The sequence below is a fragment of the Citrobacter sp. CF971 genome, assembly GCF_006385635.1.
Taxonomy (GTDB): Bacteria; Pseudomonadota; Gammaproteobacteria; order Enterobacterales; family Enterobacteriaceae; genus Citrobacter; species Citrobacter freundii.
In genome coordinates this window covers 4504024-4529456 of sequence record NZ_CP041051.1, presented here as the reverse complement: position 1 = coordinate 4529456, position 25433 = coordinate 4504024, and the positions used below count along the sequence as shown (strand labels likewise).

24 protein-coding genes and 1 pseudogene are annotated in these 25433 nt (G+C 53.3%); 11 read left to right on the top strand and 14 right to left on the bottom strand.

The window, feature by feature from the left end:
* Positions 1 to 9: 9 nt before the first annotated feature.
* From E6P06_RS25510 to E6P06_RS25500, 3 genes are read left to right on the top strand one after another with little or no spacing between them, the layout of a single operon-like run.
* Positions 10 to 363, top strand: coding sequence for a DUF2620 domain-containing protein (locus E6P06_RS25510; RefSeq protein WP_003023576.1), 354 nt, complete (start codon positions 10 to 12; stop codon positions 361 to 363).
* A gap of 11 nt (positions 364 to 374) precedes the next feature.
* Entirely contained in the window at positions 375 to 1679 is a 1305-nt protein-coding gene (locus E6P06_RS25505) for a YhfT family protein (RefSeq protein WP_016151093.1), read from the top strand.
* A gap of 13 nt (positions 1680 to 1692) precedes the next feature.
* Positions 1693 to 2781, top strand: a complete 1089-nt coding sequence (locus tag E6P06_RS25500) for an aminotransferase class I/II-fold pyridoxal phosphate-dependent enzyme (RefSeq protein ID WP_139935825.1) — start codon at positions 1693 to 1695, stop codon at positions 2779 to 2781.
* An 88-nt stretch (positions 2782 to 2869) separates the two neighbouring features.
* Here the strand turns inward: E6P06_RS25500 and tnpA are convergent, their stop codons facing one another.
* From tnpA to tsgA, 7 genes are all read right to left on the bottom strand, one after another.
* A complete protein-coding gene (tnpA, locus tag E6P06_RS25495) occupies positions 2870 to 3304 on the bottom strand; it encodes an IS200/IS605 family transposase (protein ID WP_041162689.1) in 435 nt (144 codons plus the stop codon).
* A gap of 173 nt (positions 3305 to 3477) precedes the next feature.
* Positions 3478 to 3648 carry a YhfL family protein gene (locus tag E6P06_RS25490; RefSeq protein ID WP_003837939.1) on the bottom strand — a complete coding sequence of 57 codons (171 nt, stop codon included), beginning with the start codon at positions 3646 to 3648 and terminating at the stop codon, positions 3478 to 3480.
* A 262-nt stretch (positions 3649 to 3910) separates the two neighbouring features.
* Positions 3911 to 5284: a siroheme synthase CysG gene (cysG, locus tag E6P06_RS25485; RefSeq protein ID WP_003847958.1), complete on the bottom strand. Its 1374-nt coding sequence runs from the start codon at positions 5282 to 5284 to the stop codon at positions 3911 to 3913.
* A gap of 15 nt (positions 5285 to 5299) precedes the next feature.
* Entirely contained in the window at positions 5300 to 6109 is an 810-nt protein-coding gene (nirC, locus tag E6P06_RS25480) for a nitrite transporter NirC (RefSeq protein ID WP_003023587.1), read from the bottom strand.
* Between the two features lie 186 nt (positions 6110 to 6295).
* A complete protein-coding gene (nirD, locus tag E6P06_RS25475) occupies positions 6296 to 6622 on the bottom strand; it encodes a nitrite reductase small subunit NirD (protein WP_003023590.1) in 327 nt (108 codons plus the stop codon).
* Positions 6619 to 9162: an NADPH-nitrite reductase large subunit gene (gene nirB / locus E6P06_RS25470; RefSeq protein WP_003023592.1), complete on the bottom strand. Its 2544-nt coding sequence runs from the start codon at positions 9160 to 9162 to the stop codon at positions 6619 to 6621. Before nirB ends, nirD begins: the two co-directional genes overlap by 4 nt.
* Positions 9163 to 9468: 306 nt before the next feature.
* Positions 9469 to 10650 (bottom strand): MFS transporter TsgA, encoded by a 1182-nt coding sequence (gene tsgA / locus E6P06_RS25465; protein ID WP_003847955.1) that lies wholly within the window; start codon positions 10648 to 10650, stop codon positions 9469 to 9471.
* Between the two features lie 264 nt (positions 10651 to 10914).
* Between tsgA and ppiA the strand changes: the two genes are divergently transcribed.
* The 5 genes from ppiA to E6P06_RS25440 all read left to right on the top strand — a co-directional run bounded on the left by ppiA (position 10915) and on the right by E6P06_RS25440 (position 14251).
* Complete coding sequence (gene ppiA, locus E6P06_RS25460; protein WP_003023595.1) at positions 10915 to 11487, top strand: peptidylprolyl isomerase A; 573 nt, start codon at positions 10915 to 10917, stop codon at positions 11485 to 11487.
* A 106-nt stretch (positions 11488 to 11593) separates the two neighbouring features.
* The gene (locus E6P06_RS25455; protein ID WP_003023597.1) at positions 11594 to 11761 is read left to right on the top strand and encodes a YhfG family protein; all 168 of its coding nucleotides are present in this window, start codon (positions 11594 to 11596) and stop codon (positions 11759 to 11761) included.
* Positions 11751 to 12353, top strand: coding sequence for a putative adenosine monophosphate-protein transferase Fic (locus tag E6P06_RS25450; protein WP_003023599.1), 603 nt, complete (start codon positions 11751 to 11753; stop codon positions 12351 to 12353). The genes E6P06_RS25455 and E6P06_RS25450 overlap by 11 nt, the downstream gene beginning before the upstream one ends.
* Positions 12354 to 12384: 31 nt before the next feature.
* On the top strand, positions 12385 to 12948 hold the full coding sequence (gene pabA, locus E6P06_RS25445; protein WP_003847954.1) for an aminodeoxychorismate synthase component 2: 564 nt from the start codon (positions 12385 to 12387) through the stop codon (positions 12946 to 12948).
* An 85-nt stretch (positions 12949 to 13033) separates the two neighbouring features.
* The gene (locus E6P06_RS25440) at positions 13034 to 14251 is read left to right on the top strand and encodes an aspartate aminotransferase family protein (protein ID WP_121540501.1); all 1218 of its coding nucleotides are present in this window, start codon (positions 13034 to 13036) and stop codon (positions 14249 to 14251) included.
* 91 nt (positions 14252 to 14342) lie between these two features.
* Here the strand turns inward: E6P06_RS25440 and E6P06_RS25435 are convergent, their stop codons facing one another.
* Positions 14343 to 16430, bottom strand: a complete 2088-nt coding sequence (locus E6P06_RS25435) for a YccS/YhfK family putative transporter (RefSeq protein WP_003837947.1) — start codon at positions 16428 to 16430, stop codon at positions 14343 to 14345.
* 51 nt (positions 16431 to 16481) lie between these two features.
* Positions 16482 to 17114 carry a cAMP-activated global transcriptional regulator CRP gene (crp, locus tag E6P06_RS25430; protein ID WP_000242758.1) on the bottom strand — a complete coding sequence of 211 codons (633 nt, stop codon included), beginning with the start codon at positions 17112 to 17114 and terminating at the stop codon, positions 16482 to 16484.
* A gap of 306 nt (positions 17115 to 17420) precedes the next feature.
* Here crp and E6P06_RS25425 point away from each other — a divergent pair, with 306 nt between their 5' ends.
* Positions 17421 to 17825, top strand: a complete 405-nt coding sequence (locus tag E6P06_RS25425; RefSeq protein ID WP_003023611.1) for an OsmC family protein — start codon at positions 17421 to 17423, stop codon at positions 17823 to 17825.
* Between the two features lie 98 nt (positions 17826 to 17923).
* On the opposite strand, the gene E6P06_RS25420 is transcribed toward E6P06_RS25425, so the two are convergent.
* The 4 genes and pseudogenes from E6P06_RS25420 to E6P06_RS25405 form a co-directional block, all read right to left on the bottom strand.
* Positions 17924 to 18793: a phosphoribulokinase gene (locus tag E6P06_RS25420; RefSeq protein WP_003827751.1), complete on the bottom strand. Its 870-nt coding sequence runs from the start codon at positions 18791 to 18793 to the stop codon at positions 17924 to 17926.
* Positions 18794 to 18846: 53 nt separating this feature from the next.
* The gene (locus tag E6P06_RS25415; RefSeq protein ID WP_003023615.1) at positions 18847 to 19065 is read right to left on the bottom strand and encodes a YheU family protein; all 219 of its coding nucleotides are present in this window, start codon (positions 19063 to 19065) and stop codon (positions 18847 to 18849) included.
* Positions 19062 to 20130 (bottom strand): annotated as a pseudogene (locus tag E6P06_RS25410) (hydrolase). The gene E6P06_RS25415 and the pseudogene E6P06_RS25410 overlap by 4 nt, the downstream one beginning before the upstream one ends.
* Positions 20131 to 20165: 35 nt before the next feature.
* Positions 20166 to 20885, bottom strand: a complete 720-nt coding sequence (locus E6P06_RS25405; RefSeq protein ID WP_003837957.1) for an NUDIX domain-containing protein — start codon at positions 20883 to 20885, stop codon at positions 20166 to 20168.
* Positions 20886 to 21076: 191 nt separating this feature from the next.
* Between E6P06_RS25405 and prs the strand changes: the two genes are divergently transcribed.
* On the top strand, positions 21077 to 21937 hold the full coding sequence (gene prs, locus E6P06_RS25400) for a ribose-phosphate diphosphokinase (RefSeq protein WP_032937275.1): 861 nt from the start codon (positions 21077 to 21079) through the stop codon (positions 21935 to 21937).
* 14 nt (positions 21938 to 21951) lie between these two features.
* Positions 21952 to 23442, top strand: coding sequence for a nicotinate phosphoribosyltransferase (locus E6P06_RS25395; protein WP_139935824.1), 1491 nt, complete (start codon positions 21952 to 21954; stop codon positions 23440 to 23442).
* 52 nt (positions 23443 to 23494) lie between these two features.
* On the opposite strand, the gene E6P06_RS25390 is transcribed toward E6P06_RS25395, so the two are convergent.
* The gene (locus E6P06_RS25390; RefSeq protein WP_003023627.1) at positions 23495 to 25396 is read right to left on the bottom strand and encodes an ABC transporter ATP-binding protein; all 1902 of its coding nucleotides are present in this window, start codon (positions 25394 to 25396) and stop codon (positions 23495 to 23497) included.
* Between the last annotated feature and the right edge of the window lie 37 nt (positions 25397 to 25433).

Genomic DNA, 25433 nt, shown 5'->3' with positions numbered 1-25433 from the left:
GACAGAATCATGAAAAAGATTGGCGTTGCTGGCTTACAGCGTGAGCAGATTAAAAAAACCATCGAAACCGCAGCACCGGGCTGCTTTGAAGTCTCCATTCATAACGATATGGAAGCGGCGATGAAGGTGAAATCCGGACAACTGGATTACTACATCGGCGCTTGTAACACCGGCGCGGGTGCAGCACTGTCGATTGCCATCGCGGTGATTGGCTACAACAAAAGCTGCACTATCGCCAAGCCGGGTATTAAGGCGAAAGACGAACATATCGCAAAAATGGTTGCGGAAGGGAAAGTGGCGTTTGGTCTCTCCGTCGAACATGTTGAACATGCGATTCCGATGCTGGTTAACCACCTGAAATAAAAGGCATGACTATGGATCTGTATATTCAGATTGTGGTGGTGGCCTGCCTGACCGGCATGACGTCACTTCTGGCACACCGCTCGGCGGCCGTCTTTCATGACGGCATCCGCCCGATCCTGCCGCAGCTGATCGAGGGGTACATGAACCGCCGGGAGGCGGGAAGTATCGCGTTTGGTCTGAGTATCGGCTTTGTCGCGTCAGTGGGGATCTCCTTTACCCTGAAAACCGGCTTGCTCAACGCCTGGCTGCTGTTTCTGCCGACGGATATTCTCGGCGTGCTGGCAATGAACAGCCTGCTCGCGTTCGGTCTGGGCGCTATCTGGGGCATATTGATTCTGACCTGCCTGCTGCCGGTGAACCATTTGCTCACGGCGCTGCCGGTTGATGTACTGGGCAGCCTCGGTGAGCTGAGTTCTCCGGTGGTTTCCGCATTCGCACTCTTCCCGCTGGTGGCGATTTTCTACCAGTTTGGCTGGAAGCACAGCATTATCGCGGCGGTGGTAGTACTGATGACCCGCGTGGTGGTGGTGCGTTACTTCCCGCATCTGAACCCGGAATCAATTGAGATTTTTGTGGGGATGATGATGCTGCTGGCGATCGCCATTACGCATGATATTCGCCATCGCGGTGATGAGGAGATGGATGCCAGCGGGCTATCGGTCTTTGAAGAACGAACCTCACGGATTATTAAAAACCTGCCGTACATCGCGATTGTCGGCGCGCTGATTGCCGCCGTTGCCAGTATGAAAATTTTTGCTGGTAGCGAGGTCTCAATTTTTACGCTGGAAAAAGCCTATTCAGCGGGGATTACGCCTGAGCAATCGCAGACGCTGGTTAACCAGGCGGCGCTGGCGGAATTTATGCGTGGGTTGGGTTTTGTGCCGTTGATTGCCACCACCGCGCTGGCAACCGGTGTATACGCGGTAGCGGGCTTCACCTTTGTTTATTCCGTTGGTTATCTGGCTCCGAACCCGTGGATAGCGGCCATCCTGGGCGCTATCGTGATTTCCGCGGAAGCGCTGCTGCTGCGCTCAATTGGCAAATGGCTGGGGCGTTATCCGTCAGTGCGTAACGCATCGGACAATATTCGTAATGCGATGAATATGCTGATGGAAATGGCGCTGCTGATAGGCTCGATTTTTGCCGCCATTAAGATGGCTGGCTACACCGGTTTCTCGATTGCGGTGGCGATTTACTTCCTTAACGAATCGATAGGGCGTCCGGTGCAGAAGATGGCGGCCCCGGTCGTGGCGGTGATGATTACGGGTATTGTGCTGAATATTCTCTACTGGTTTGGTCTGTTTGTTCCGGCCTGAGGAGGCGTAAAACATGAAGACGTTCCCTCTGCAAAGTCTTACGCTCGCGCAAGCACAACAAAAGCAGTTTGCGCTGGTGGATACGCTCTGCCGTCACTTTCCTGGCGCTGACTTTCTGGCCGGTGGCGATTTGGGGCTGGCCCCGGGGCTGAATCAGCCCCGGGTCACGCAGCGTGTGGAAAAGGTGCTGGCCGAGGCGTTTCATGCTGAAGCCGCCGTGCTGGTTCAGGGTGCTGGCACCGGGGCTATTCGCGCCGGGCTGGCCGCACTGCTCAAACCCGGCCAGCAGCTTCTGGTTCATGATGCGCCTGTGTATCCCACTACACAGGTGCTTATTGATCAGATGGGGATCGTGCTGGTCAGGACTGATTTCAACGATCTTTCGGCGATTAAGCGGGCTATCACTGAGCACCGCCCCGATGCAGCGTTGGTGCAGCATACGCGTCAACAACCACAGGACAGCTATATTTTAGCCGAGGTACTGGCGGAAATTACACGGTGTGACGTGCCGACGTTAACCGATGATAACTACGCGGTGATGAAAGTAGAGGGTATCGGCTGCGAGTGTGGGGCGACGCTGTCCACCTTTTCCTGCTTTAAGCTCTTCGGCCCGGAAGGCGTAGGGGCGGTTGTCGGCAAGGCAGAGGTCATCGCTAAAATCCGTAGCACCCTCTATTCCGGCGGCAGCCAGATTCAGGGGGCGCAGGCGCTCGAGGTACTTCGCGGTCTGGTTTTCGCCCCGGTGATGCATGCGGTGCAGGCTGGCGTTTCTGAGCGTCTGCTGAGTCTGCTCAATAGTGGAGCGATACCCGAGGTGAAACAGGCTGTTATTGCCAATGCCCAGTCGAAGGTGCTGATCGTGGAGTTTCACCAGCCGATTGCCGCCCGTGTGCTGAAAGCGGCGCAAGAGAGAGGTGCGCTACCGTATCCGGTAGGAGCGGAGTCGAAATATGAAATCCCGCCGCTGTTTTATCGCCTCTCCGGGACCTTCCGTGAAGCGAATCCAGAGCTGAGCGACTATGCGATTCGTATTAATCCCAATCGCAGTGGCGAGGACACGGTGCTGCGGATTTTGCGGGAAAGCGTGAGTGCATGTGAGTGAGCGTAAATCTAAAGTAAAAGACCACCTTCTTAGAAGGTGGCTTTTGAGAATGCCCCCTGTAAGGGGGGCTACTTTCACCTTCCGCTTACTACTCTAGCAATTCCATCTGTTGTTCATGTGTTTGTTCCGTTTTCTCCTGATGCCGCACATATCTTCTGATAATTTCCTCGTTCACTCCTACCGTATCTACAAAGTAACCACGCGACCAAAAATGGTTTCCCCAGAGCTTCTTCCTGATGTGTGGAAAACGATTGTAGAGCCTGATGGCACTGCGACCTTTCAAATGGCCCATTAGCGTTGATATTGAGATTTTAGGTGGGACGATGACGACTAGATGTACATGATCTGGCTGGACATTTAACTCCAGAACTTCACAATCCTTGATTCCGCAGAGAATGTAGATTGTCCTGTAAAGCTCCTTGCCCAGCTTGTCTTTGAGGATCCTGAATCGATATTTTGGTGTCCAGACTATGTGGTATTTGCAACGCCAATATACATGTGATGAACTCCTGTAAAGCCCCATGTTGGTTTGTCTCCTTTTACTTGTGGTGAGTAAGCAGAGATATTCCGGCATGGGCATTCTTCAGGCTATAGCCTTACAGGATCAACCACCACCTCCCTAGGAGGTGGTTTAGGGGTGACAATGAAAAAACCGGGAAATTCCCGGTTTTTTTTGTATCTGCGCAATCGCGTATATTATTGATTTGCAGCCGGGCCGCAGCCACCAATAATTTTAGAAATTGAAATCGCCGGATGGAATAAATAATCGTAGCTACAGTTGTTTTTTGTGTTTTCAATATGACCAGTACATGCGGTCAGCGTAGCCAGCACACCTGCCACGATGGTGATTTTTGCAAATTTAAACATGATAAAATCCTTGTAAGATATCTATTTTTTAAATGGATGAAATCCATTTCTCGGCGGTTAAGATATCAACTAAGGAAGATTTTAAATAGTCCGAATAAGGACGTGATAATGTTAGAGTAAATTATATTTTTAATGAATTAAAATGCTATGAAATGTATCTATTATTAATAAATTGATGAATGATATTTTATTTAGATTAAATATTAACTTTTGTGAATCATAAATAAATGCCCTGAATATCAGGGCATTTATTAGCATTCAATTAATGATTCGAGAACCAGTTCAGCTTATCGCGCAGTCCAACCACGCGACCGACGATAATCAGCGCCGGGCTTTCAACCTGTTGCGCCAGTTCACCGAGTTGTGTAAGCACGCCGTTGACGACGCGCTGTTTCACGGACGTTCCGTTTTCTACCAGCGCAACCGGCATGTCTGCGGGCATGCCAAACTCGATCAGTTTTTGCTGGATGGTGGCCGCCTGATTTAGCCCCATGTAGAACACCAGTGTCTGTTTCTCGGCCGCCAGGTTTTCCCAATCCAGCTCACCGCCGGTTTTCAGGTGTCCGGTAACCAGACGCACGCTCTGAGCGTAATCACGATGGGTCAGTGGAATGCCGGAATAGGCAGAACAACCAGAGGCTGCGGTAATACCAGGCACTACAGAGAATGGAATACCTGCATGGCACAGCGTTTCCAGCTCTTCGCCACCACGGCCAAAGATGAACGGGTCGCCACCTTTCAGTCGTACCACGCGCTTGCCCTGTTGTGCTTCACGCAGCAGGATCTGATTGATCTCTTCCTGCGGTACGCAGTGATAGCCCGCACGTTTGCCGACGAACACCCGGTCTGCATCGCGGCGTACAAGGTTCATGATGTCGTCGGAAACCAGGCGGTCATAGACCACGACATCCGCTTGCTGGATCTGCTGTAGCCCTTTCAGCGTCAGCAGGCCGGCATCGCCAGGACCGGCGCCAACCAGCACCACTTCACCACGGTGATCCAGCGGTTCGCTGAGCATTTGCTCGGTGGTTTCCTCGACGGCTTTCAGGTCATTGTTCGCCAGCGACTGCGCCAGGCGGTCATTCACGAACAATTTTTCCCAGAAGCGGCGACGTTCACCCATGCTGGCAAACTGTTTCTTCACCCGGGAGCGCAACTTGCCGGCATATTGTGCGACCTGGCCCAAATGCTGAGGCAGTACGGATTCAAGCCTTTCACGCAGCAGACGGGCAAGCACCGGCGATGTCCCGCCGGAGGAGACCGCCACCATCAGCGGCGAGCGGTCGATAATAGAGGGCATGATAAAACTGGCTGCTTTTGGCGCGTCGACCACGTTGCAGAAGATACGACGTGACTCCGCGGCGGTGCTGACGCTTTGGTTGACGGCATCGTCATCGGTGGCGGCAATAGCCAGCCAGCAGGTGTTGAGCAGGGACTCATCGAACGGTCCCTCAACCAGCGTCAGCATGCCTTCATCTGCCCATACTTTGAACTGCGGAATAAACGCCAGTGCATTAACCGTTAAACGGGCGCCCGCTTCCAGCAGTAACCGCGCTTTGCGTTCTGCGACATCACCACCGCCGACGATCAAGCAGTCGCGGTCACGTAGTTGACAAAATATAGGCAAATGGTCCACGACATTACCCCTTAATTAATTATTAGCAGCCGCCTCTGGCTGGTTGATTTTTGCCGGAGCCGGACGCTCCGATTTTGGCGTAGCATACCAATAACCTAATCCCATGAATACGACACCGGACAAAGTATTACCGAGTGTCACCCACAGCAGGTTATGACCAATTCCTGACAGGGTATAAGCTTCGCTGTGATGACCGAACCAGGAGAGGGCAAACAGCGTCATGTTGGCCACCGAGTGCTCGTAGCCGGAAGCGATAAACGCCAGCAGACACCACCAGATAGCGAGGAATTTTGCCGCGCCTTCGGTACGGATTGCCATCCATATTGCCAGACAAACCAACCAGTTACACAGTGCGCCTTTAAAGAACAGCACCGTTGCAGGCGCGGTGGTTTTCGCCAGCGCGACCGAATGGACGATGCTGGTATCGACCGGCAGCAGACTGCCGCCTCCCCAGCTATAAAGCAGGGCGACAAACACGGATCCGACCAGATTTCCCAGCCAGGTTTGCGGCAGGATAGCCCACATTTGGCCGTGGCTGATGGTGCCCGCTTTGACGCCGAGCGTCAGGAACATGGTGTGACCGGTAAACAGTTCTGAACCGGCAATAATAACCAGCGTTAAGGCGATACCAAAGGTTGCACCCATCACCAGCGGACGTACGGACGGGTCGAGCAGGTTACCGAGGGTAAAAATAAGGATGATGCCGAGGCCAACGTAGGCCCCTGCCATTGCCGAACTGACCCAGAACCCGAGCGGGTTATTTGCCGACAGGCGTGCGATGCGCGCAGCGTTAGCCGCACACTTATTGATAGTGTCTGTGAACATGTGTTGATTATCCTTGAAGTACAAAAATAAAAAGAAATCGTAACCGTAGGCCGAATAAGGCATTTATGCCGCCATCCGGCAATGTGCTTTTGCAATTGCCTGATGGCGCTACGCTTATCAGGCCTACCAATAAAAGACCTACAAATACGTCAAAAAAGGGGAGGCGTTGCGCCTCCCAAAAATTTATTAACCGCGCAGTTGCACCGTGCCGTCTTTCACTCGCGCTTCGTAATGTTTCACGGAGAACTGTTCGTCTTCCATGCACAGTCCGTCGCTTAAACGAAAACGCTGTTTTTTCAGCGGGCTGGCAACCCACAATTCACCCTGATGTTCAGCAATAAGCCCACGAGAAAGCACGCTGGACTCAAAGAACGGGTCGATGTTGCTGATCGCAAACACCTGGTCGCTGTGATACGGGCGGAAAATTGCAACCTGCTCGTTACCTAACAGGGCGCAGACGCCTGTTGCAGGCAGAATGTCATCGATTTTGCAGATGTTTTTCCACTGGCTCATGCGTTTTCCTCCACCAGAGTCACCGGGATACGCTCATAAGGCGTGGCCGGACGATGTTGTTCACGTTCAGGCACAACCTGGACATTCGGATCGCGTTTATCGCTGTTGATAAAGTGTTTGAAGCGAACCTGCGCGGATGGAGTGTTAACGGTTTCTGTCCACTCGCAGACCACCGCTTCACGCAGACGGGCCATCTCTTCTTCAAGATGCTGGTTCAGGCCCAGCTTGTCGTCGATGATGACGGACTTCAGATACTCGATACCGCCTTCCAGATTGTCTAACCACGGTGCGGTACGGGTCAGTTTGTCGGCGGTACGGATGTAGAACATCATGAAGCGATCAAGATACTTGAGCAGCGTTTCACGATCGATATCTGCTGCCAGCAGGTCTGCATGGCGAGGTTTCATCCCGCCGTTACCGCAAACGTACAGGTTCCAGCCTTTCTCAGTGGCGATGATACCTACGTCTTTGCCCTGAGCTTCCGCACATTCGCGGGTACAACCGGAGACGCCGAATTTCATTTTGTGCGGGGTACGAATACCTTTGTAGCGATTTTCCAGCTCCACGCCGAAGCCGACGCTATCGCCGACGCCGTAACGACACCAGGTGCTACCTACGCAGGTTTTCGCCATACGCAGCGCTTTGGCATACGCGTGGCCGGTTTCAAAACCGGCTTCAATCAGCTGACGCCAGATTTCCGGCAGGTCATCTTTCTGCGCGCCGAACAGACCGATACGCTGAGAACCGGTAATTTTGGTGTACAGGTTAAATTCACGCGCGATACGGCCCACGGCCACCAGGCCTTCAGGGGTAATTTCGCCACCCGCAGAACGCGGGATCACGGAGTAAGTACCGTCTTTCTGGATGTTAGCCAGGAAGTTGTCGTTGGTGTCCTGCAACGGCGTGTGCTGTGGTTTGAGGATGTACTCATTCCAGCAGGAAGCCAGCAGGGAACCCACGGTAGGTTTACACACTTCGCAGCCGTAGCCTTTCCCGTGTTTGGCCAGCAGCTCTTCGAAGGTTTTGATGCCTTCTACACGGATGAGATGGAACAGTTCCTGACGTGAGTACGGGAAGTGTTCGCACAGGTTGTTATTCACTTCGATACCCTGTTTCGCCAGTTCGGCGTTCAGGACCTGCGTTACCAGCGGGATACACCCGCCACAGCCGGTACCGGCTTTGGTTTCCGCTTTCAGCGCCGCAACGGTATGGCAGCCTTTGTTGATAGCGGCAACCAGCATGCCTTTGGTGACGTCAAAGCAGGAGCAAATCTGCGCGCTGTCCGGCAGTTTATCGACACCGATAGATGGCTTACCGCTGCCCGCGTGTGCTGGCAGAATCAGTGAATCTGGATTTTCCGGCAGTTCAATGGCGTTCAGCACCAACTGCAGCAGATTGCCGTAATCGCTGGTGTCGCCAACCAGAACCGCGCCGAGCAGGGTTTTGTTATCTTCGCTAACGATCAGGCGTTTGTAGACTTCTTTGCTTTCGTCGAGATAGACATAGCTACGTGCACCCGGCGTGCGAGCATGCGCGTCACCAATACCGCCGACGTCAACGCCGAGCAGCTTCAGCTTGGCGCTCAGGTCCGCGCCTTCAAAGGCGTTTTCAGTTTCGAGAATATGGTCAACGGCAACCTGCGCCATTTTGTAGCCAGGAGCGACCAGACCATACACGCGGTTGTTCCAGCTTGCGCATTCGCCGATGGCATAGATGTCCGGGTCAGAAGTCTGGCAGGTGTCATTAATGACGATACCGCCGCGTGGTGCGACGTCAAGGCCGCACTGGGTGGCCAGTTTGTCGCGGGGACGAATACCGGTAGAGAAGACGATGAAATCGACTTCCAGTTCGCTACCGTCGGCAAAACGCATGGTTTTGCGCGCTTCGGTGCCTTCCTGAACGATCTCTTTGGTGTTTTTGCTGGTGTGCACACGCACGCCCATGCTTTCAATTTTGCGACGTAACTGCTCGCCACCCATATGATCCAGCTGTTCAGCCATCAGCATTGGGGCGAATTCAATCACGTGGGTTTCAACGCCGAGGCTTTTCAGCGCACCAGCGGCTTCCAGGCCCAGCAGGCCACCGCCGACCACGGCACCGCGTTTGCTACGGCGCGCGCAAGACTCAATCGCGTTGAGGTCTTCGATGGTGCGGTAAACGAAGCAGTCCTGGGTTTCCGAACCTTTAATCGGTGGGATCCACGGGTAAGAGCCCGTCGCCATGATTAGCTTATCGTAGTAAACCGTACGACCTGCGCTGGAGTGGATTACTTTCTCCTGGCGGTTAATGGTAATTGCGCGCTCGCCCACTAACACCTTAACGCCATGCTTCTCGTAGAATCCTTCACGCACCAGAGAAAGCTCTTCGGCGGTGTGGTGGGAGAAGTAGGAAGACAGGTGTACGCGGTCGTATGCTTTGCGGGGTTCTTCACAGAAGACGGTAATATCAAAATTGGCAGCGTCGGATTTATCAAGAAGATCCTCAATAAAGCGATGGCCGACCATACCATTACCGATAATAGCGAGTCTGACTTTGCTCATTTTTGCCTCGATTTCTTTTCTATTACTGCCTACCTTAACGATTCAGCAACCGCACTTATTGATGCAAATCAAATTCGCCCTTATATACTCCTTAAGAGGTATATAACTGATTTGTCAGCATTTTTATAAGTGACGGAATTATTTGAGTTTTCGTGTTTGTATAAATAGCGTACAAATTAAGGGGTTTTTGTAAGAATTGGCCTACATGACCAGTGAAAGAAGAGAGGAGGCGAAAATATGCCGGATGATGTGGATACCATCCGGCAGTGTGTAGGCCGGGCTAGCGAAGCGCCCCCGGCACTGAGATTAATGCATTGCTGGCGCGTTATGCTGGCGATGACGCGTGACGAAGCCAAGAATAAAGCACATTACGAATACAACCGCATACAAGCCGTTAGCCGTCTGCAATGCCGCCTGCGGGCCGCTATGTGCCACAATAGGGCCGGTTACCACGAAGGTGAGCATAGTACCAATGGTGCCGCAGGTCAGAACGAAGTTAACCAGTTTGGGTGAGGCGACCTTCGTCTGCTGGGAGCCAAGGGTAATGATGGTGGTATAAATCGCGCTGGAGAAGAAGCCCAGCGTCAGAATGAACCACGGCATATGTTCCGGCGTACCCGTGATAAACAGATACATCAGTACGGTGGCCAGACCCGCCAGTACGGTCAGGATGCGTTGCAAATCGAAGAAGCGCAGAATGAAGCTAAACGCCCACATGCCAACCATGTAAGACATCCAGAAGTCGCTGACCAGTTTACCTGCGTCGTTCAGGCTCATACCCAGGCTTTTGGCGTATTCCGGAACCCAGGAGATAAAGCCCAATTGACCGAGGATGTAGCACAGCGCGGCGATCGCCAGAAACAGCACGCCAATCCCCCATTTTTCTTTTACTACCGGCGCGTCTGACTGCTGAGCGTGTTTACCCAGTGCCGGAAATTCACAACCGAAGGTCAGCAGGAAAATAGCGACGTATACCAGGCCGATGCAAGCATAGACCCAATACCATTCGATGCTGCGCGCTAACAGGAACGCGGCAACCATCGGGAAAATCATACCGGCCATGCTGAAGAAGGAGTCAGTAAACAGCAGGCGGGAACCGCGCTGGCGACCTTCGTACATTTGAGTTACCAGGAACGTACCAATCGACATGGTTATACCGCTCACAAGACCCAATACAAACATGGCGGCAGAGAACAAGGCCAGGCTATGGCTGAGCATCAGTCCGGCGACTGCCAGTACCATCAGGATAAAGCCGAAGCGCAACTGGGTTTTCAGGGGCACGATTTCCATTAGCCATGCATTCAGAAAGATAGAGATCAGAATGCCGGCATTCAGGAAGGTGAAGGTGTTACTCATACTGGAAACGGGCAAATGGAAGTAATCTGCGATGTTTCCCATCACCATCCCGGTGACAATTACCAACGCACCTGTCAGGGCGTAGGAGAGAAAGCTAATCCATGTGAGCTTGATGCGGTTGCTGTTAGTCATGACTGGCCTGTATAGAAGTGTAAGGCGCATTGACTGCGCCGTGAGCGGGCAGATTTTAGGCGCTTTTGTGATGTATTTAAATATTTATTGGTAATGACTTTGTTTATTACATTTTTGTATGTGATCTAAATCACATTGATTCATGCGGCAGTAAGGTTACATTTGTTTCAAGTACGTAAAATTAGGTAAAGGGATGGCCTTGTCCTTGAAGGCTCTTTAGAATCAATTCACTTGCTTCATTTCTGCTCTTGTTAAGGAATTCTCATGCTCAAATCGACTCTGGCGGCTGTTGCAGCTGTTCTCGCTCTTTCTGCTCTCTCTCCCGCAGCACTGGCAGCAAAAGGTGACCCTCATGTTCTGCTGACAACCTCTGCTGGTAACATTGAGCTGGAGCTGAACAGTCAGAAAGCCCCGGTTTCAGTGCAAAACTTTGTCGATTATGTCAACAGCGGTTTCTATAACAACACTACGTTCCACCGTGTGATCCCTGGCTTCATGGTGCAGGGTGGCGGTTTTACCGAGCAGATGCAGCAGAAGAAACCTAACCCGCCAATCAAGAATGAAGCCGATAACGGACTGCGTAACACCCGCGGCACGATTGCTATGGCACGTACAGCGGATAAAGACAGCGCGACCAGCCAGTTCTTTATCAACATTGCAGACAACGCTTTCCTCGATCACGGCCAGCGCGACTTTGGCTATGCTGTCTTCGGAAAAGTTGTGAAAGGTATGGATGTCGCGGATAAGATCTCTCAGGTACAGACCCATGATGTCGGTCCATACCAGAATGTTCCGTCAAAACCGATTGTTATCCTTTCTGCTAAAGTTCTGCCGTAATCGTATCTAGCGCGGGTAGTTCTTGCCCGCGTTCCCCCCTCTCTCTGCGTAACCCGAAATTGCTGCTTATACTTGTGGCAAGTGTCGGCTCATTCAGGGAGGTCACGTGAAAAAACTCACCGATAAACAAAAGTCCAGGCTGTGGGAACAGCGGCGAAACGCCAATTTCCAGGCCAGTCGACGGCTGGAAGGCGTAGATATTCTACGGGTTACTCTGAGTGCTGAAGACGCTCTGGCGCGTCTTGAAGAGCTGAGGAGGCACTATGAGCGATAAATTCGGTGATGGTCGAGACCCGTATTTATATCCGGGCCTGAATGTCATGCGTAACCGTCTGGGGATTCATCAGGCGCAGCGTTTGGCGCAGGCGGCTTATGAACTGACGGCGCTGCGTGCGGCGACTATCGAATTGGGGCCGCTTAAACGAGGCTTACCGCACCTGTGCGCCATTCATCGCCAGCTGTATCGAGATATTTTTGACTGGGCGGGACACCTGCGCGAAGTCGATATTTACCAGGGCGATACTCGCTTTTGCCATTTCGCCTATATCGAGAAAGAGGGCAATGCACTGATGCAGGACCTGGAAGATGAGTCCTGGCTGGTGGGATTACCGGAAGACAAGTTTGTCGATCGTCTTGCGCACTATTATTGCGAAATCAATGTGCTGCATCCGTTTCGCATTGGTAGCGGTCTGGCGCAGCGTATTTTCTTCGAACAGTTAGCGATTCATGCAGGGTATGTGCTGAGCTGGGATGGCATTCCGGTTGAGGAGTGGAATCAGGCTAATCAGAGCGGGGCGATGGGTGACCTGTCTGCACTGCGGGCGATATTTCGTAAAGTGGTAAGCGAAGCACCGGAAACTGAGTAGAATAGCGCGGTTCTTATGTACCGGAGCCGCCATGATCCTGCTTATCGATAACTATGATTCTTTCACCTGGAACCTGTACCAATACTTCTGCGAACTGGGGGCTGATGTCCTTGTCAGGCGCAACGACGAGCTGACGCTGGCGCAAATTGACGCGCTGAGCCCGCAAAAAATCGTCATTTCCCCGGGACCCTGTACGCCGGATGACGCCGGTATTTCGCTGGAGGTTATTCGCTATTACGCAGGGAAGATCCCACTGCTGGGCGTTTGTCTGGGGCACCAGGCGATGGCGCAGGCCTTTGGCGCGACCGTGGTTCGGGCGGCGAAAGTGATGCATGGTAAAACGTCGCCGATTACGCATAACGGGCAGGGCGTTTTTCAGGGGCTCGCCAATCCATTAACGGTAACGCGCTACCATTCTCTGGTGGTCGCTCCCGAAACCCTTCCTGACTGCTTTGAGGTGACCGCCTGGAGTGAAACACAGGAGATCATGGGTATTCGCCACCGGGAGTGGGATATGGAAGGGGTGCAGTTTCACCCGGAGAGCATTCTCAGCGAACAGGGGCATCAGCTGCTGGCTAATTTCCTCAACCGGTGATTTGTGGTTGCTATTCAGTGATTTTTTATTCATATTTTGTGATTATAATTTCACTAGCATTTCTGCTTAACAGGGTGGTAATGACATGGCAACTGAACAAACTGCAATTACACGCGCGACATTCGATGAAGTGATTCTGCCGATTTATGCACCGGCTGAGTTTATCCCGGTAAAAGGGAAAGGGAGTCGAGTATGGGATCAACAGGGTAAAGAGTATGTTGATTTCGCGGGCGGCATTGCAGTTACCGCGTTAGGGCATTGTCATCCTGCGCTGGTTGAGGCGTTAAAAACCCAGGGTGAAACCCTGTGGCATACCAGCAACGTTTTCACCAACGAACCGGCGTTACGCTTAGGTCGTAAACTCATTGATGCGACTTTCGCCGAACGCGTACTGTTCATGAACTCCGGTACCGAAGCTAACGAAACCGCCTTTAAGCTGGCGCGCCACTATGCCTGCGTGCGTCATAGCCCGTTCAAAACCAAAATCATTGCCTTCCATAACGCGTTTCATGGTCGCTCGCTGTTTACCGTATCCGTCGGCGGGCAGCCGAAATATTCCGACGGCTTTGGACCAAAGCCGGCAGATATCATCCATGTCCCGTTTAACGATCTGCATGCGGTCAAAGCGGTGATGGACGATCACACCTGCGCGGTGGTGATCGAGCCTATTCAGGGCGAGGGTGGTGTTACTGCGGCAACGCCGGCATTCCTGCATGGCTTGCGTGAACTTTGTGATCAGCACCAGGCGCTGTTGGTATTTGATGAAGTACAGAGCGGGATGGGGCGTACTGGCTCACTGTTTGCCTATATGCACTACGGCGTTACGCCGGATATCCTCACCAGCGCCAAGGCGCTCGGTGGCGGTTTCCCGGTGAGCGCGGTGCTGACCACCCAGGAGATTGCCTCCGCGTTCCACGTGGGTTCACACGGCTCCACATACGGCGGTAACCCGCTGGCCTGCGCGGTTGCGGGAGCTGCGTTTGATATCATCAACACGCCGGAAGTGCTGGAAGGTATTCAGGCCAAACGCCAGGCGTTTGTTCAGCATTTGCAGAAAATTGACCAGCAGTTTGACATTTTCAGCGACATTCGCGGTATGGGACTGCTGATTGGCGCCGAACTGAAGCCGCAGTTTAAAGGCCGGGCGCGTGATTTCTTGTACGCCGCGGCGAATGAAGGCGTGATGGTACTGAACGCCGGACCGGACGTGATGCGTTTCGCGCCGTCGCTGGTGGTGGAGCAGACCGATATCGATGAAGGAATGCAGCGCTTCGCGAAGGCGGTAGCGAAGGTGGTGGGCTGATTGCCGGATGGCGGCGCGAGCGCCTTATCCGGCCTACAGGGTAAGGTGTTATTCGTAGGCCGGATAAGCGTAGCGCATCCGGCAGTCGATCTTAACCTTTCATGTCCCGCAACCGGCGGCTCAGCCAGATCCCGTGGTGCGGTCGCTGACGCCATGCTACCGACGAAATGGTATGCATGGTGTTCAGATGCCCCAAAACCCGCTGCAGATGCTGCTCAAGGGTGCTTAAAGGCCCATGGGACAGCATCTCTGGCGCCTCAAGAATATTCACATCGCCGGAGCTTCCGGGACCGTCATATTCCAGCCGCTGCTGACAGCGCTGGATCGCAATTTCACAGGACTCCAGATATCGCTGCGCCAAATCCGGCGTCAGCATCGTATGTTCCCTTGCCAGCGTAGTCATTGCGTTGATGTGTTCGACGATGAACTGACTATGCGTAACCCACAGTTTCATGTCCGCCAGATAGTGCGAGTTGAACCCAGGCTCCTGCATCGCCTGGTTCAGCGAGTTGAACAGCGTGTTATGCGCCTGGTTGACCCGCATGCGTTGATACGCCAGCGGTGTGGCCTGGGGATCGTTGCTAAGAATCAGGCGAATGGCCTCCTGATCGGCTTCTAACGCATCGTGGGCGTTTTTACGCAGCAAACCGCTCTGCCACTGCGGCCACAGCCAGAGCATCCCGCCAAAAGCGATCAGGCAGCCAGTGATCGTATCGATAAACCGCGGCACGATAAACTGTTCCCCGTTCAGCGTCAGCAGTTGCAGGGTATATACCGCGGTGACCGTAAAGCCGACGGTAGCCCAGCCGTAGTTTTTGCGGATGGTCAGATAACTCACCAGGGTTATCAGCAGCATGCCTGCCAGCGTGTAACCTTCCTGAATATGAAAGTGCAGCGTGACGCCGGCGATCACCAGGCCGACGAGCGTCCCTACTGAACGGTGTAAGATACGTACCCGGGTTGCCCCGTAGCCATTTTGCGTGACGAACAGGATTGTCATCAAAATCCAATAGGGTTTTGGCAGGTGTAAGGCGCTGCCCATCAGGCTGGCAATGCTCAACATGACGCTGATGCGTCCGGCATTACGCAGCGCCGGGGATTTCAACGACAGATAGCTTTTCAGGGCAGGGATCAGCGGCAGCCGACGCTGCTTGTCAGCCATTAAATCACGGGCATACAGTGGTCGCTGGGTGCGTAGCACACGGGCAATACGGCTGAAGTGCCAGTAGCAAAATTGACCCACCGGATTGTCCGGATGCTGGTTGGCGATTTTCTCCAGCGTGCCAATCTGCTTTTCCATTGAGAAACGGGTCGGTAAGCGGTGATACAAAATATCATCGGCCAGTACGCGAAGGCGTTCGGCGACGGTGCGCGCATTCCAGCGAATCACTTGTTCGGCGTGGCTACGTTCGACCAGCTTTTGCACCTCTTCCGGCTGGTGGAGGCTAACGGAAATATGTTCCTGTAAATCGAGCGCCTCCTGAAAGGCACGTAGCAGGCGCTTATAATCGTTGTTGCGATGCGCCGACAGCATATGCATTTGCTGATAGCACTGGGTAATTAAATCCACCGCTTTTTGCTGGCGCACCAGCAGGGGAGGCAGCGCTTTTTCTGGGTCGGCATGCTGGGTCAGCATGCTGTACTTGGCCTCACAGTAATCGGCTAATTCGCGGTACAACAAGCTGAGCGACTCACGCAGCGGCTGCTCGCGCCACATCCAGAACCAGAACCAGTTGAACAGGCCATACCACAATGTGCCCAGCGCGTAGATCAGCAGCGGCTCCCAGACGGGCATGTTACCTGCCAGACTGAGTGTGAAAATTGCCGCAATAAGCGAGGCAGGTAGTAGTCGCGCATGCAGAGGGCCTAATTCTGCGGTTACACCAAGAATCAGCGTCAGGCCGGTGAGGATCAGTGGCAGCGGTATAGTCTGTGCCAGCAGTAATTGCATGATCAGACTGCATCCGGCAAACAAAGACGCGCCAATCACTAAGCGTTTGAAAAAGCGCTTATGCGGGGTATCAAGACCGGCAATATTGCAGCAGGCAGGGACGAGGGAAAAGAGGAGTCCCAGATGAAGCTGACCGATGATCAGGCCGACGGCCACAGGTAAACATAGCACCAGCGTTTGTCGTAGTGCGTAGTTGATCTCTGGGTGGTATATCAGTCTTCGCCACATCGGAGCAAACAAAAGTGGCGCATTACGGGGTAACGCGCCACTTCGATGGGGTTAACGTGTGCCGTAGACGACGATGGTCTTACCGTGTGCGGAGATCAGGTTCTGATCTTCCAGCATCTTCAGAATACGACCGACGGTCTCACGGGAGCAGCCAACGATCTGGCCGATTTCCTGACGGGTGATTTTAATCTGCATGCCGTCCGGGTGGGTCATCGCATCAGGCTGTTTCGCCAGATTCAGCAGAGTCTGCGCGATACGACCGGTAACGTCGAGGAAGGCAAGGTTGCCCACTTTTTCAGACGTGACCTGCAGACGGCGAGCCATCTGAGAGGACAGGCGCATCAGAATATCTGGATTGACCTGGATTAATTGGCGAAATTTTTTGTAGGAAATTTCAGCGACTTCACATGCAGTTTTAGCACGGACCCAGGCGCTGCGTTCCTGACCTTCTTCGAAGAGGCCTAATTCACCAATAAAATCGCCCTGATTCAGATAAGAAAGGATCATTTCTTTCCCTTCTTCATCTTTGATCAGCACTGCCACTGAGCCTTTAACGATGTAGTACAACGTTTCCGCTTTTTCACCCTGGTGAATCAGCGTGCTCTTCGATGGGTACTTATGAATATGGCAATGAGACAAGAACCATTCGAGAGTCGGGTCTGTTTGCGGTTTGCCAAGCACCATGCGCGGTTATCCTCTGTTATAAGCTGTCTCCAGAGCCAAAAAACATCCTGTCTCTGGGTTTGCAAAAATGTGCTTCCCGCTACCTGGGAAGGGGGCTGTCAATACGTGCGACGGCCTGTAATGTGATGTCCTCTGCATACATGCAGTACGTCAATGTATTACTGTAGCATCCCGACTGTTTTAGCATAGCTTTCGCCGTGTGTCTCCTGGTGTCTCGCTTCAGCATGACGCAGGTCGCCTTCCGTTGCGAGATTTGTTGTGTGCGCGTAATCTGTCAGGAAAATTGATGCATCGGAGTAATAAAATATGCAAGCACGTGTTAAGTGGGTCGAAGGGCTGACCTTCCTCGGTGAGTCCGCTTCTGGCCACCAGATTTTGATGGACGGTAACTCCGGTGATAAAGCGCCGAGCCCGATGGAAATGGTCTTAATGGCTGCGGGTGGTTGCAGCGCAATTGATGTGGTGTCGATCCTGCAAAAGGGTCGTCAGGATGTGACCAACTGCGAAGTGAAGCTGACCTCCGAGCGTCGTGATGAAGCGCCGCGCCTGTTTACCCATATCAACCTGCATTTCATCGTAACGGGTAACGATCTGAAAGATGCGTCCGTCGCACGTGCGGTCGATCTTTCGGCGGAAAAATATTGCTCCGTGGCGCTGATGCTGGAAAAGGCGGTGAATATTACCCACTCCTATGAAGTGGTTGCCGCGTAATTGCTGATGCCGGATGGCGGCGTTGCCTTATCCGGCCTATAGGGTGATGTTGAGTCGTAGGCCCGATAAGCGAAGCGCCATCGGGCGCTTTCCACATATCACTCTATCTTTTTGCCTTCCATCAGTCGCTGCACCAGCGGCAGCATAATCAATTCCATCGCCAGACCCATTTTTCCGCCCGGTACGACCAACGTATTGATATGAGAAATGAATGAGCCCTGCAGCATGGCCAGCAGCCACGGGAAGTCGATCCCTTCCAGATTACGAAAATGAATCACGACAAAGCTTTCATCGAGTGACGGAATGCTCTTGGCGGCAAAGGGATTAGAGGTATCGACGGTTGGTACGCGTTGGAAGTTGATATGCGTACGGGAAAACTGTGGTGTGATGTAATTGATGTAATCGTCCATTGAGCGCACCACCGAGTCCATCACCGCTTCACGCGAGTGTCCACGCTCGCTGGTATCGCGGGTCAGCTTCTGGATCCACTCCAGGTTCACGATCGGCACCACGCCAACCAGCAGATCGACATGCCGGGCCACATTTTGCTGAGGGGTGACAACGCCGCCGTGAAGTCCCTCATAGAACAGGACATCCGTCGGTTCAGGCAGCGGCTGCCAGGGCGTAAATGTCCCCGGAACCTGATTCCACGGTACGGCCTCATCGTAGGTGTGCAGGTATTTACGCGACTGACCTTTGCCCGTCTGGCCGTATTCAATGAAGGTTTGCTCCAGCAGACCAAAGTCGTTAGCTTCGGGGCCGAAATAGCTGATATGCCGCCCAGCATCGCGTGCTTTGCGAATCGCCATGTCCATTTCCGGACGGGTATAGCGGTGAAAACTGTCACCTTCCACCTCGGCGGCGCGCAGGTTTAACTGCGCGAAAATTTTACGAAACGCGAGGCTGGTGGTGGTGGTCCCCGCGCCGCTGGATCCTGTTACCGCAATCACCGGATGTTTGGCAGACATAACAACTCCATGAAATGGTTGTAATTATAGTAAAGTCGGCCGGCGGCTACGGATTACTCGTGAATCTGCTTCCTCGGCATAATGTTGACCGTTTCATGCAGTTCGGACCACACCAGCACGGCTTCACCTGATTGTAGTTGGCGTTTGACGTCGGCGACTTTTTGTTCGAGCGAGCGTTCATGTTCACCGTAATCGGTGCCTTCACGCAAGACAAAGCTTTCAATCAGATTGTCCAGCGCGTCCGGAGAGATATCTTGCCATGGGATAATCATGATGACGCCTCCAGATACGTTGTCAGCCAGTCCGGGATTCTTGATTCCAGCCACATCTCAGGACGGCGCACTGTGCCACCAATAAATCCGACGTGGCCGCCATGTTCAGTCAGCTGATATTCCACCTGCGAAGGCAGATTTTCCGGTTTCGGGATCACGTGATGATCCATAAACGGATCGTCTTTAGCATGGATAATCAGCGTTGGTTTGGCGATCCGATTGAGCAACGGCATGGCGCTGCACTGGCGGTAATAGTCTATAGCATCGGCGAAACCGTGGATTTTGGCGGTGATCAGATCGTCAAAATCGCGAATGCGGCGCAAAGATTTCAACTGGGCCAGGCTTACCGGCAGCGAACCGGGATACGCCTCAAGCTTACGCGAGGCGTTGGCTTTCAATAAATTGAGCAGGTAGCGCTGATAGACACGGGAAAAGCCCTTGTCCATATGGTAGCTACAGGCTTCGAGCACGAAAGGCGCAGAAACGATAACCGCTGCATCTATCGGAATATTGTTGCCTTCTTTTGCCAGCAGACAAGCCAGCATGTTTCCACCGAGTGAATAACCTACCGCGGCGGTCGGTGCGCGACCGAACTCACGTTCCAGCCAGTGTAAAAACCAGGTGCCATCTTCTGTTTCACCGGAGTGATAAATACGGTTCAAACGATTGGGCTCACCACTGCAACCGCGAAAATGCATTACCACGCCCAGCCAGCCGCGCTTTTGTGCTGCTTCAATCAGGCCATGTGCGTAGGGGCTGTTCAGACTACCTTCCAGACCGTGAAAAACCACCAGGCGCGGTTTGTGTTTCGCCTGTTGTGGATCTTCACTCCACGCCAGATCGACGAAATCACCGTCGGGCAATTCCAGACGCTGCCAGTGGGCGTCGAACTTCACCTTACGGCGAATTAATCGCGGCAGCATCGTCTGCAGATGGCGGTTACTGATACCGCGCATCGGGCGGAATTCTCGCGAATCGTCGGTAGGTGGGGTCATTTCTGTGGACGTGATTTCAACCATAACACCGGAGCAATTAATAATCGGAAAGAATAACTATACCGCGCACAGCGCGTGCGGGTTAGCCAATATGTGATTTTGTCGCTAGTCAGTCAGCAGGTTACGCGAGAAAAAATGAAAATCGACGTTAGGTTTACGTCGCCACAGGCGGGCTTTACGCGTCCCTGTCGCCACGCTTTCTCCAGTATCTTCAAACATTCCTGACGCTTCAAAGCGACGAATCAGACTTTTACGCTGGATCGACTGACCGAGGATCACCTCAGTGGCTTCGAGTAGTTGCCCATGGGTAAATGTTTCCGGCAAGCAGTACACTGGCAGGAGCGAGTACATCGTTTTTTGCCGCAAGCGATGCAGCGCCGCTGTAATGATTTTCTCGTGATCAAACGCGAGTGAATAGTTTTTCAACTCATCAACCGGCACCCAACGGGCATTGCTGACGCTGGCGATATGGGGCGCGCAGTCTACCCAGGCGATTAGTGCAAACCAGGTGACCGTCAGGCTCCAGCCGCGCGGGTCACGATCAGGCCCGGAAAAGGTATCCATTTGTTCCAGCCACGAAGGCGAAACACCCGTTTTTTCAGTGAGTTTGCGCAGCGCGGTGGCACGGGTTGAATCATCGTTTTCGATATCAATAAAGCCGCCGGGTAATCCCCAACGTCCTTTTTGCGGCTGCTTTGCCCGCTCGACCAGTAATACGCACAGCGCCTGCTGATGCAGGGTAAATAACGCACTATCTACCGTCACCAGAGGTGAAGGGAAGCGGCTGGCGTCGTACTGATTCAGGTAGTCGGCTTCGGTGGTCATAAGGTACTCACGATGATTTGTAACGCTGATAAGTGTACCAGCCCGGCACCGGGGGGCAAGGTTCGTTTTTTCTCATTATTTATCAGTAGATTAACTAACATCTTAAAAATAATTCATTTTCTTCTTGCTTAATATGTGTCTTAGAGACATTATTAATTGTGTCGAAGGGACACAATTAAGGGGTGAGCGCGATGAACATAAAATTGACACTAACTTTGGACGACCAGGTCTATGCCGTTGCCAGCGGTGTTTTTCCTGATGGTGCTGTCTGGTTAAAAGTCACCGATGCGTTGCCAACCTTTGCTCGCCTGATGCGCATCCGTGCCACGGCTATGCGCGATATGAACGATTTTATGCTGCTGGCGCAACTGGTTGAGGCGGTCCGTCATCAGACCGATGTACTGGTCAGCCATCTCGACCTTCCCTGGCTGCCGTGGGCGCGTCAGGACAGACATATGGTATCGGGTGACAGCTTTGCGCTGAAAGTCTTCGCCAGTCAGCTCAATACGTTGAAATTTGACAAGGTCAACGTGCTCGACCCGCACAGTGACGCGGCGGCGGCTGCAATCGACAACTTTGTGGCGATCCCCCAGGAGGTTTGCCTGATGCAAAGCGCGTCATTATCGCGGCTGTTTCAGCAAAACGCGCTGATGTTGGTTGCTCCCGATGCAGGATCGCTGAAGAAGATTGATGCCGTAGCCAGAGCGGCCGGTGTGGAGCAGTACGCCATCCTGAGCAAAAAACGTGATGTGGCAAGCGGCAGCCTGACGGGATTTACGTTATTGGCCGGAGACGTCAGGGGGAGGGATCTGCTGATTGTCGACGACCTGTGTGATGCTGGCGGCACCTTCATAGGTTCTGCGCAGGTGCTACGTGATGCCGGTGCCCGCAGCGTTAGCCTGTACGTCACCCACGGGATCTTTTCTAAGGGCGTTGAACACCTGTTTGCTAATGGTATTGACGCCATCTACACCACCACTTCTTTAGCTGCCCCGACGCTGGAACATCCGCAGCTTGAACTTATCGATATTGACGCGATTTACCGCGCCTGAGGGAGAGACTGATTATGAAAATGAATCCAATTTTAGCTATCGATGGCTACAAAGTGTCTCACCGCGTGCAGTATCCGCAGGGCACCCGTCGCGTGTATTCCAACTTTACCCCACGCAGCGATCGCTTTTTCTCCTCGCCGTTGGCGGATGGCAAACTGGTATTTTTCGGCCTGCAGGGGTTTATGCAGTGGTTTTTAGTCGACCTGTTTAATGAGGCGTTCTTTGCCCGCCCGGAAGATGAGGTTGTGAGTGAATACAAACAGGTCATGGATAGCTATCTCGGCAAAGATGCGGTGGCGGTGGACCATATTCGTGCATTGCATCAGTTGGGCTATCTGCCGCTGAATATCAAGGCGCTGGATGAAGGTAGCAAAGTTCCAATGACTGTGCCGGTTTTAACCATTATCAACACCAAACCCGAATTTTTCTGGCTGGTGAATTACCTGGAGACAATCCTGTCGGCGGAATTGTGGAAAGCGTCGACAAACGCCACGATTGCTCACCATTACCGTAAAATCTGCGCACGCTGGGCACAGAAAACCTGTAGCGACCTGACGCATCTTGACTTCCAGTGCCATGACTTTTCATTTCGCGGTATGTCCGGATTACAGGACGCCATGCAGGCGGGCAGTGGGCATTTGTTGAGCTTTAAAGGGACCGACAGTATTCCATCTCTGTTGTACGCCCGCGATTACTACACCGACGGCGAGCCCTATTTTATCGGCGCCAGTATTCCAGCTACTGAACACAGCGTGATGTGTATGGGCGAGCGCGAGCATGAAATTGAAACCTTCCGCCGCCTGATTGCCGATCTCTACCCGCAAGGATTTGTATCGATAGTATCTGATACCTGGGACTACTGGCAGGTGCTGACGGAATATACCCGCGAACTGAAGAGCATCATTCTGGCGCGTGAAGGTCGTGTGGTATTCCGTCCGGATAGCGGCAACCCGGTAGAGATTCTGTGCGGTACTGGCGAAGATAACGATACAAGCAGCGATCGTACCGCTCAGGAGAAAGGGTCCGTGGAAGTGCTGTGGGAGATTTTTGGCGGCACGATTAACGCTAAAGGTTACAAGGTGCTCGACCCGCATGTTGGACTGATTTATGGCGACTCCATCACCCTTGAGCGGGCGAATGAGATCCTGCGTCGTCTGGAAGCGAAAGGATTTGCCAGTTCAAACGTCGTGTTTGGCGTCGGTTCCTTTACCTATCAGTACAACACGCGTGACACCTTCGGTTTTGCGATGAAAGCGACGTGGGGAGAAGTCGACGGCAAAGGCCGGACGATTTTCAAAGAGCCGAAAACCGATAATGGCCTGAAGCGTTCAGCCCGTGGTCTGCTTCGCGTTACACGTGATGAGCAAGGGGAACTGCGTCTGCATGATGAACAGACTTGGGAGCAAGAGCAGGAAGGGGAGCTGAAAACTCGTTTTCTCAACGGCAAGCTGTTTAACCGCGAGCATTTCGAAGAAATCCGCCAGCGTCTGGCGATGCAGGGATAATTCAACAAAAATGCCGGATAGGACGTATTGGCGTCGGATCCGGCAATTATGACTACTCGGCGAGCATCTGCTCAAGCTGCTCCTGAGCCTCCAGCCAGGCCATTTCACACTCTTCCAGCCCGGATTTCGCACTGGCCTGCTGCTGCAGACAAGCGGTGAGTTCGGCTTTGCGGCTTTGGTCGTACAGTTCGCTGTCGCCGAGTTTCTCTTCCGCCTGCGCCAACTGCGCGTGCAGTTTCTCCATCTCTTTTTCCAGACGGGTAATCTCTTTACGCAAGGGTTGTGTCAGGGTGCGCAGTTCCGCTTCACGACGCTTCTGGTCTTTACGTGCCTGGGCGCTGTTAACGCTCTCTTTCGCCGGTTCGTCGCTCTGATTTTCCTGTTTCTGGACATCGCTCAGCCACTGCTGATAATCCTCCAGATCGCCATCAAACGGCTCGACTTTCTTGTCGTGTACCAGATAGAGGTCGTCGGTGGTGGAGCGGATCAGGTGACGGTCGTGCGAGACGACAACCAGCGCGCCTTCAAAATCGATCAGCGCTTCGGTCAGCGCCTGACGCATATCTAAGTCCAGGTGGTTGGTCGGTTCATCGAGCAGCAGCAGGTTCGGGCGCTGCCAGACGATCAATGCCAGCACCAGACGCGCTTTTTCGCCACCGGAGAAGCGGCGAGTCTCTTCGCTGACTTTATCGCCCTGGAAGCCGAATCCACCCAGGTAGTCTCGCAGTTTCTGCTCCAGCTCCTGCGGCGCCATGCGTGCCAGATGCTGAATTGGTGATTCATCGGCGCGTAAAAACTCCAGCTGGTGCTGCGCGAAGTAGCCCAGCTTGATGCCTTTCGCCAGGCCAATCTCGCCGCTGATGGGGGCCAGTTCGCCGGCCAGCAGCTTAATCAGCGTCGATTTACCCGCGCCGTTGCGACCGAGCAGACCGATGCGGGAACCCGGCACCAGATTCAGTTTGATCGAATCGAGAATGACGCGATCGCCGTAGCCAGCGCTGACCTTTTCCATCTTCAGCAGCGGGTTTGGCAGGCTTTCCGGTTCACGGAAGCTGAAGTGGAACGGGTTGTCCACGTGCGCTGGGGCAATCAGCTCCATGCGTTCCAGCATTTTGATACGACTCTGCGCCTGTTTTGCTTTCGTTGCTTTAGCGCGGAAACGATCGATATAGCTTTGCAGATGTGCCACGCGCTCCTGCTGGCTTTCGTACATGGCCTGTTGCTGCGCGAGGCGGGTCGCACGCTGTATTTCAAACGCGCTGTAGTTGCCGGTGTACTCGAACATGGTTTGCTGTTCGATATGAATAATTTTATCCACCACCGGATCGAGGAAGTCGCGGTCGTGGGAGATCAAGATCAGCGTGCCCTGATAGCTTTTCAGCCATCTTTCCAGCCAGATCACCGCGTCGAGATCGAGGTGGTTGGTAGGTTCATCGAGCAGTAGCAGGTCTGAACGGCAAATCAGTGCCTGGGCCAGGTTGAGGCGCATACGCCAGCCACCGGAGAAGTCGCTGACCGGCCGTTCAAGCTGTTCGTTGGAGAAACCGAGGCCATGCAGCAGGCTGGCGGCGCGTGAACGCACGGTCCAGGCGTCGATGGCATCCAGCTTGCCATGGACAGTGGCAATGGCATGTCCATCGTTACGTTCGTTGGCGTCGTTCAACTGCGCTTCCAGTTGACGATATTCGCGGTCACCGTCAATGACGTACTCCAGCGCGGGCTGTGGCAACGCAGGCGTTTCCTGATTCACCCACGCGAGCTGCCAGTTTCCCGGATAGGTAAATCCTCCAGCGTCGGCGCTGAGTTCATTTTTCAGCAATGCCAGCAGGGTAGATTTACCGCAGCCATTTTTACCCACCAGGCCAACCTTCTGCCCTGGATTAATGGTGGCCGTGGCATTGTCCAGCAAGACGCGCACGCCGCGACGAATTTGTAACGATGAGAAAACAATCATAAGGCGCCGTATGTTCAGACTATGTTAATTTATCATT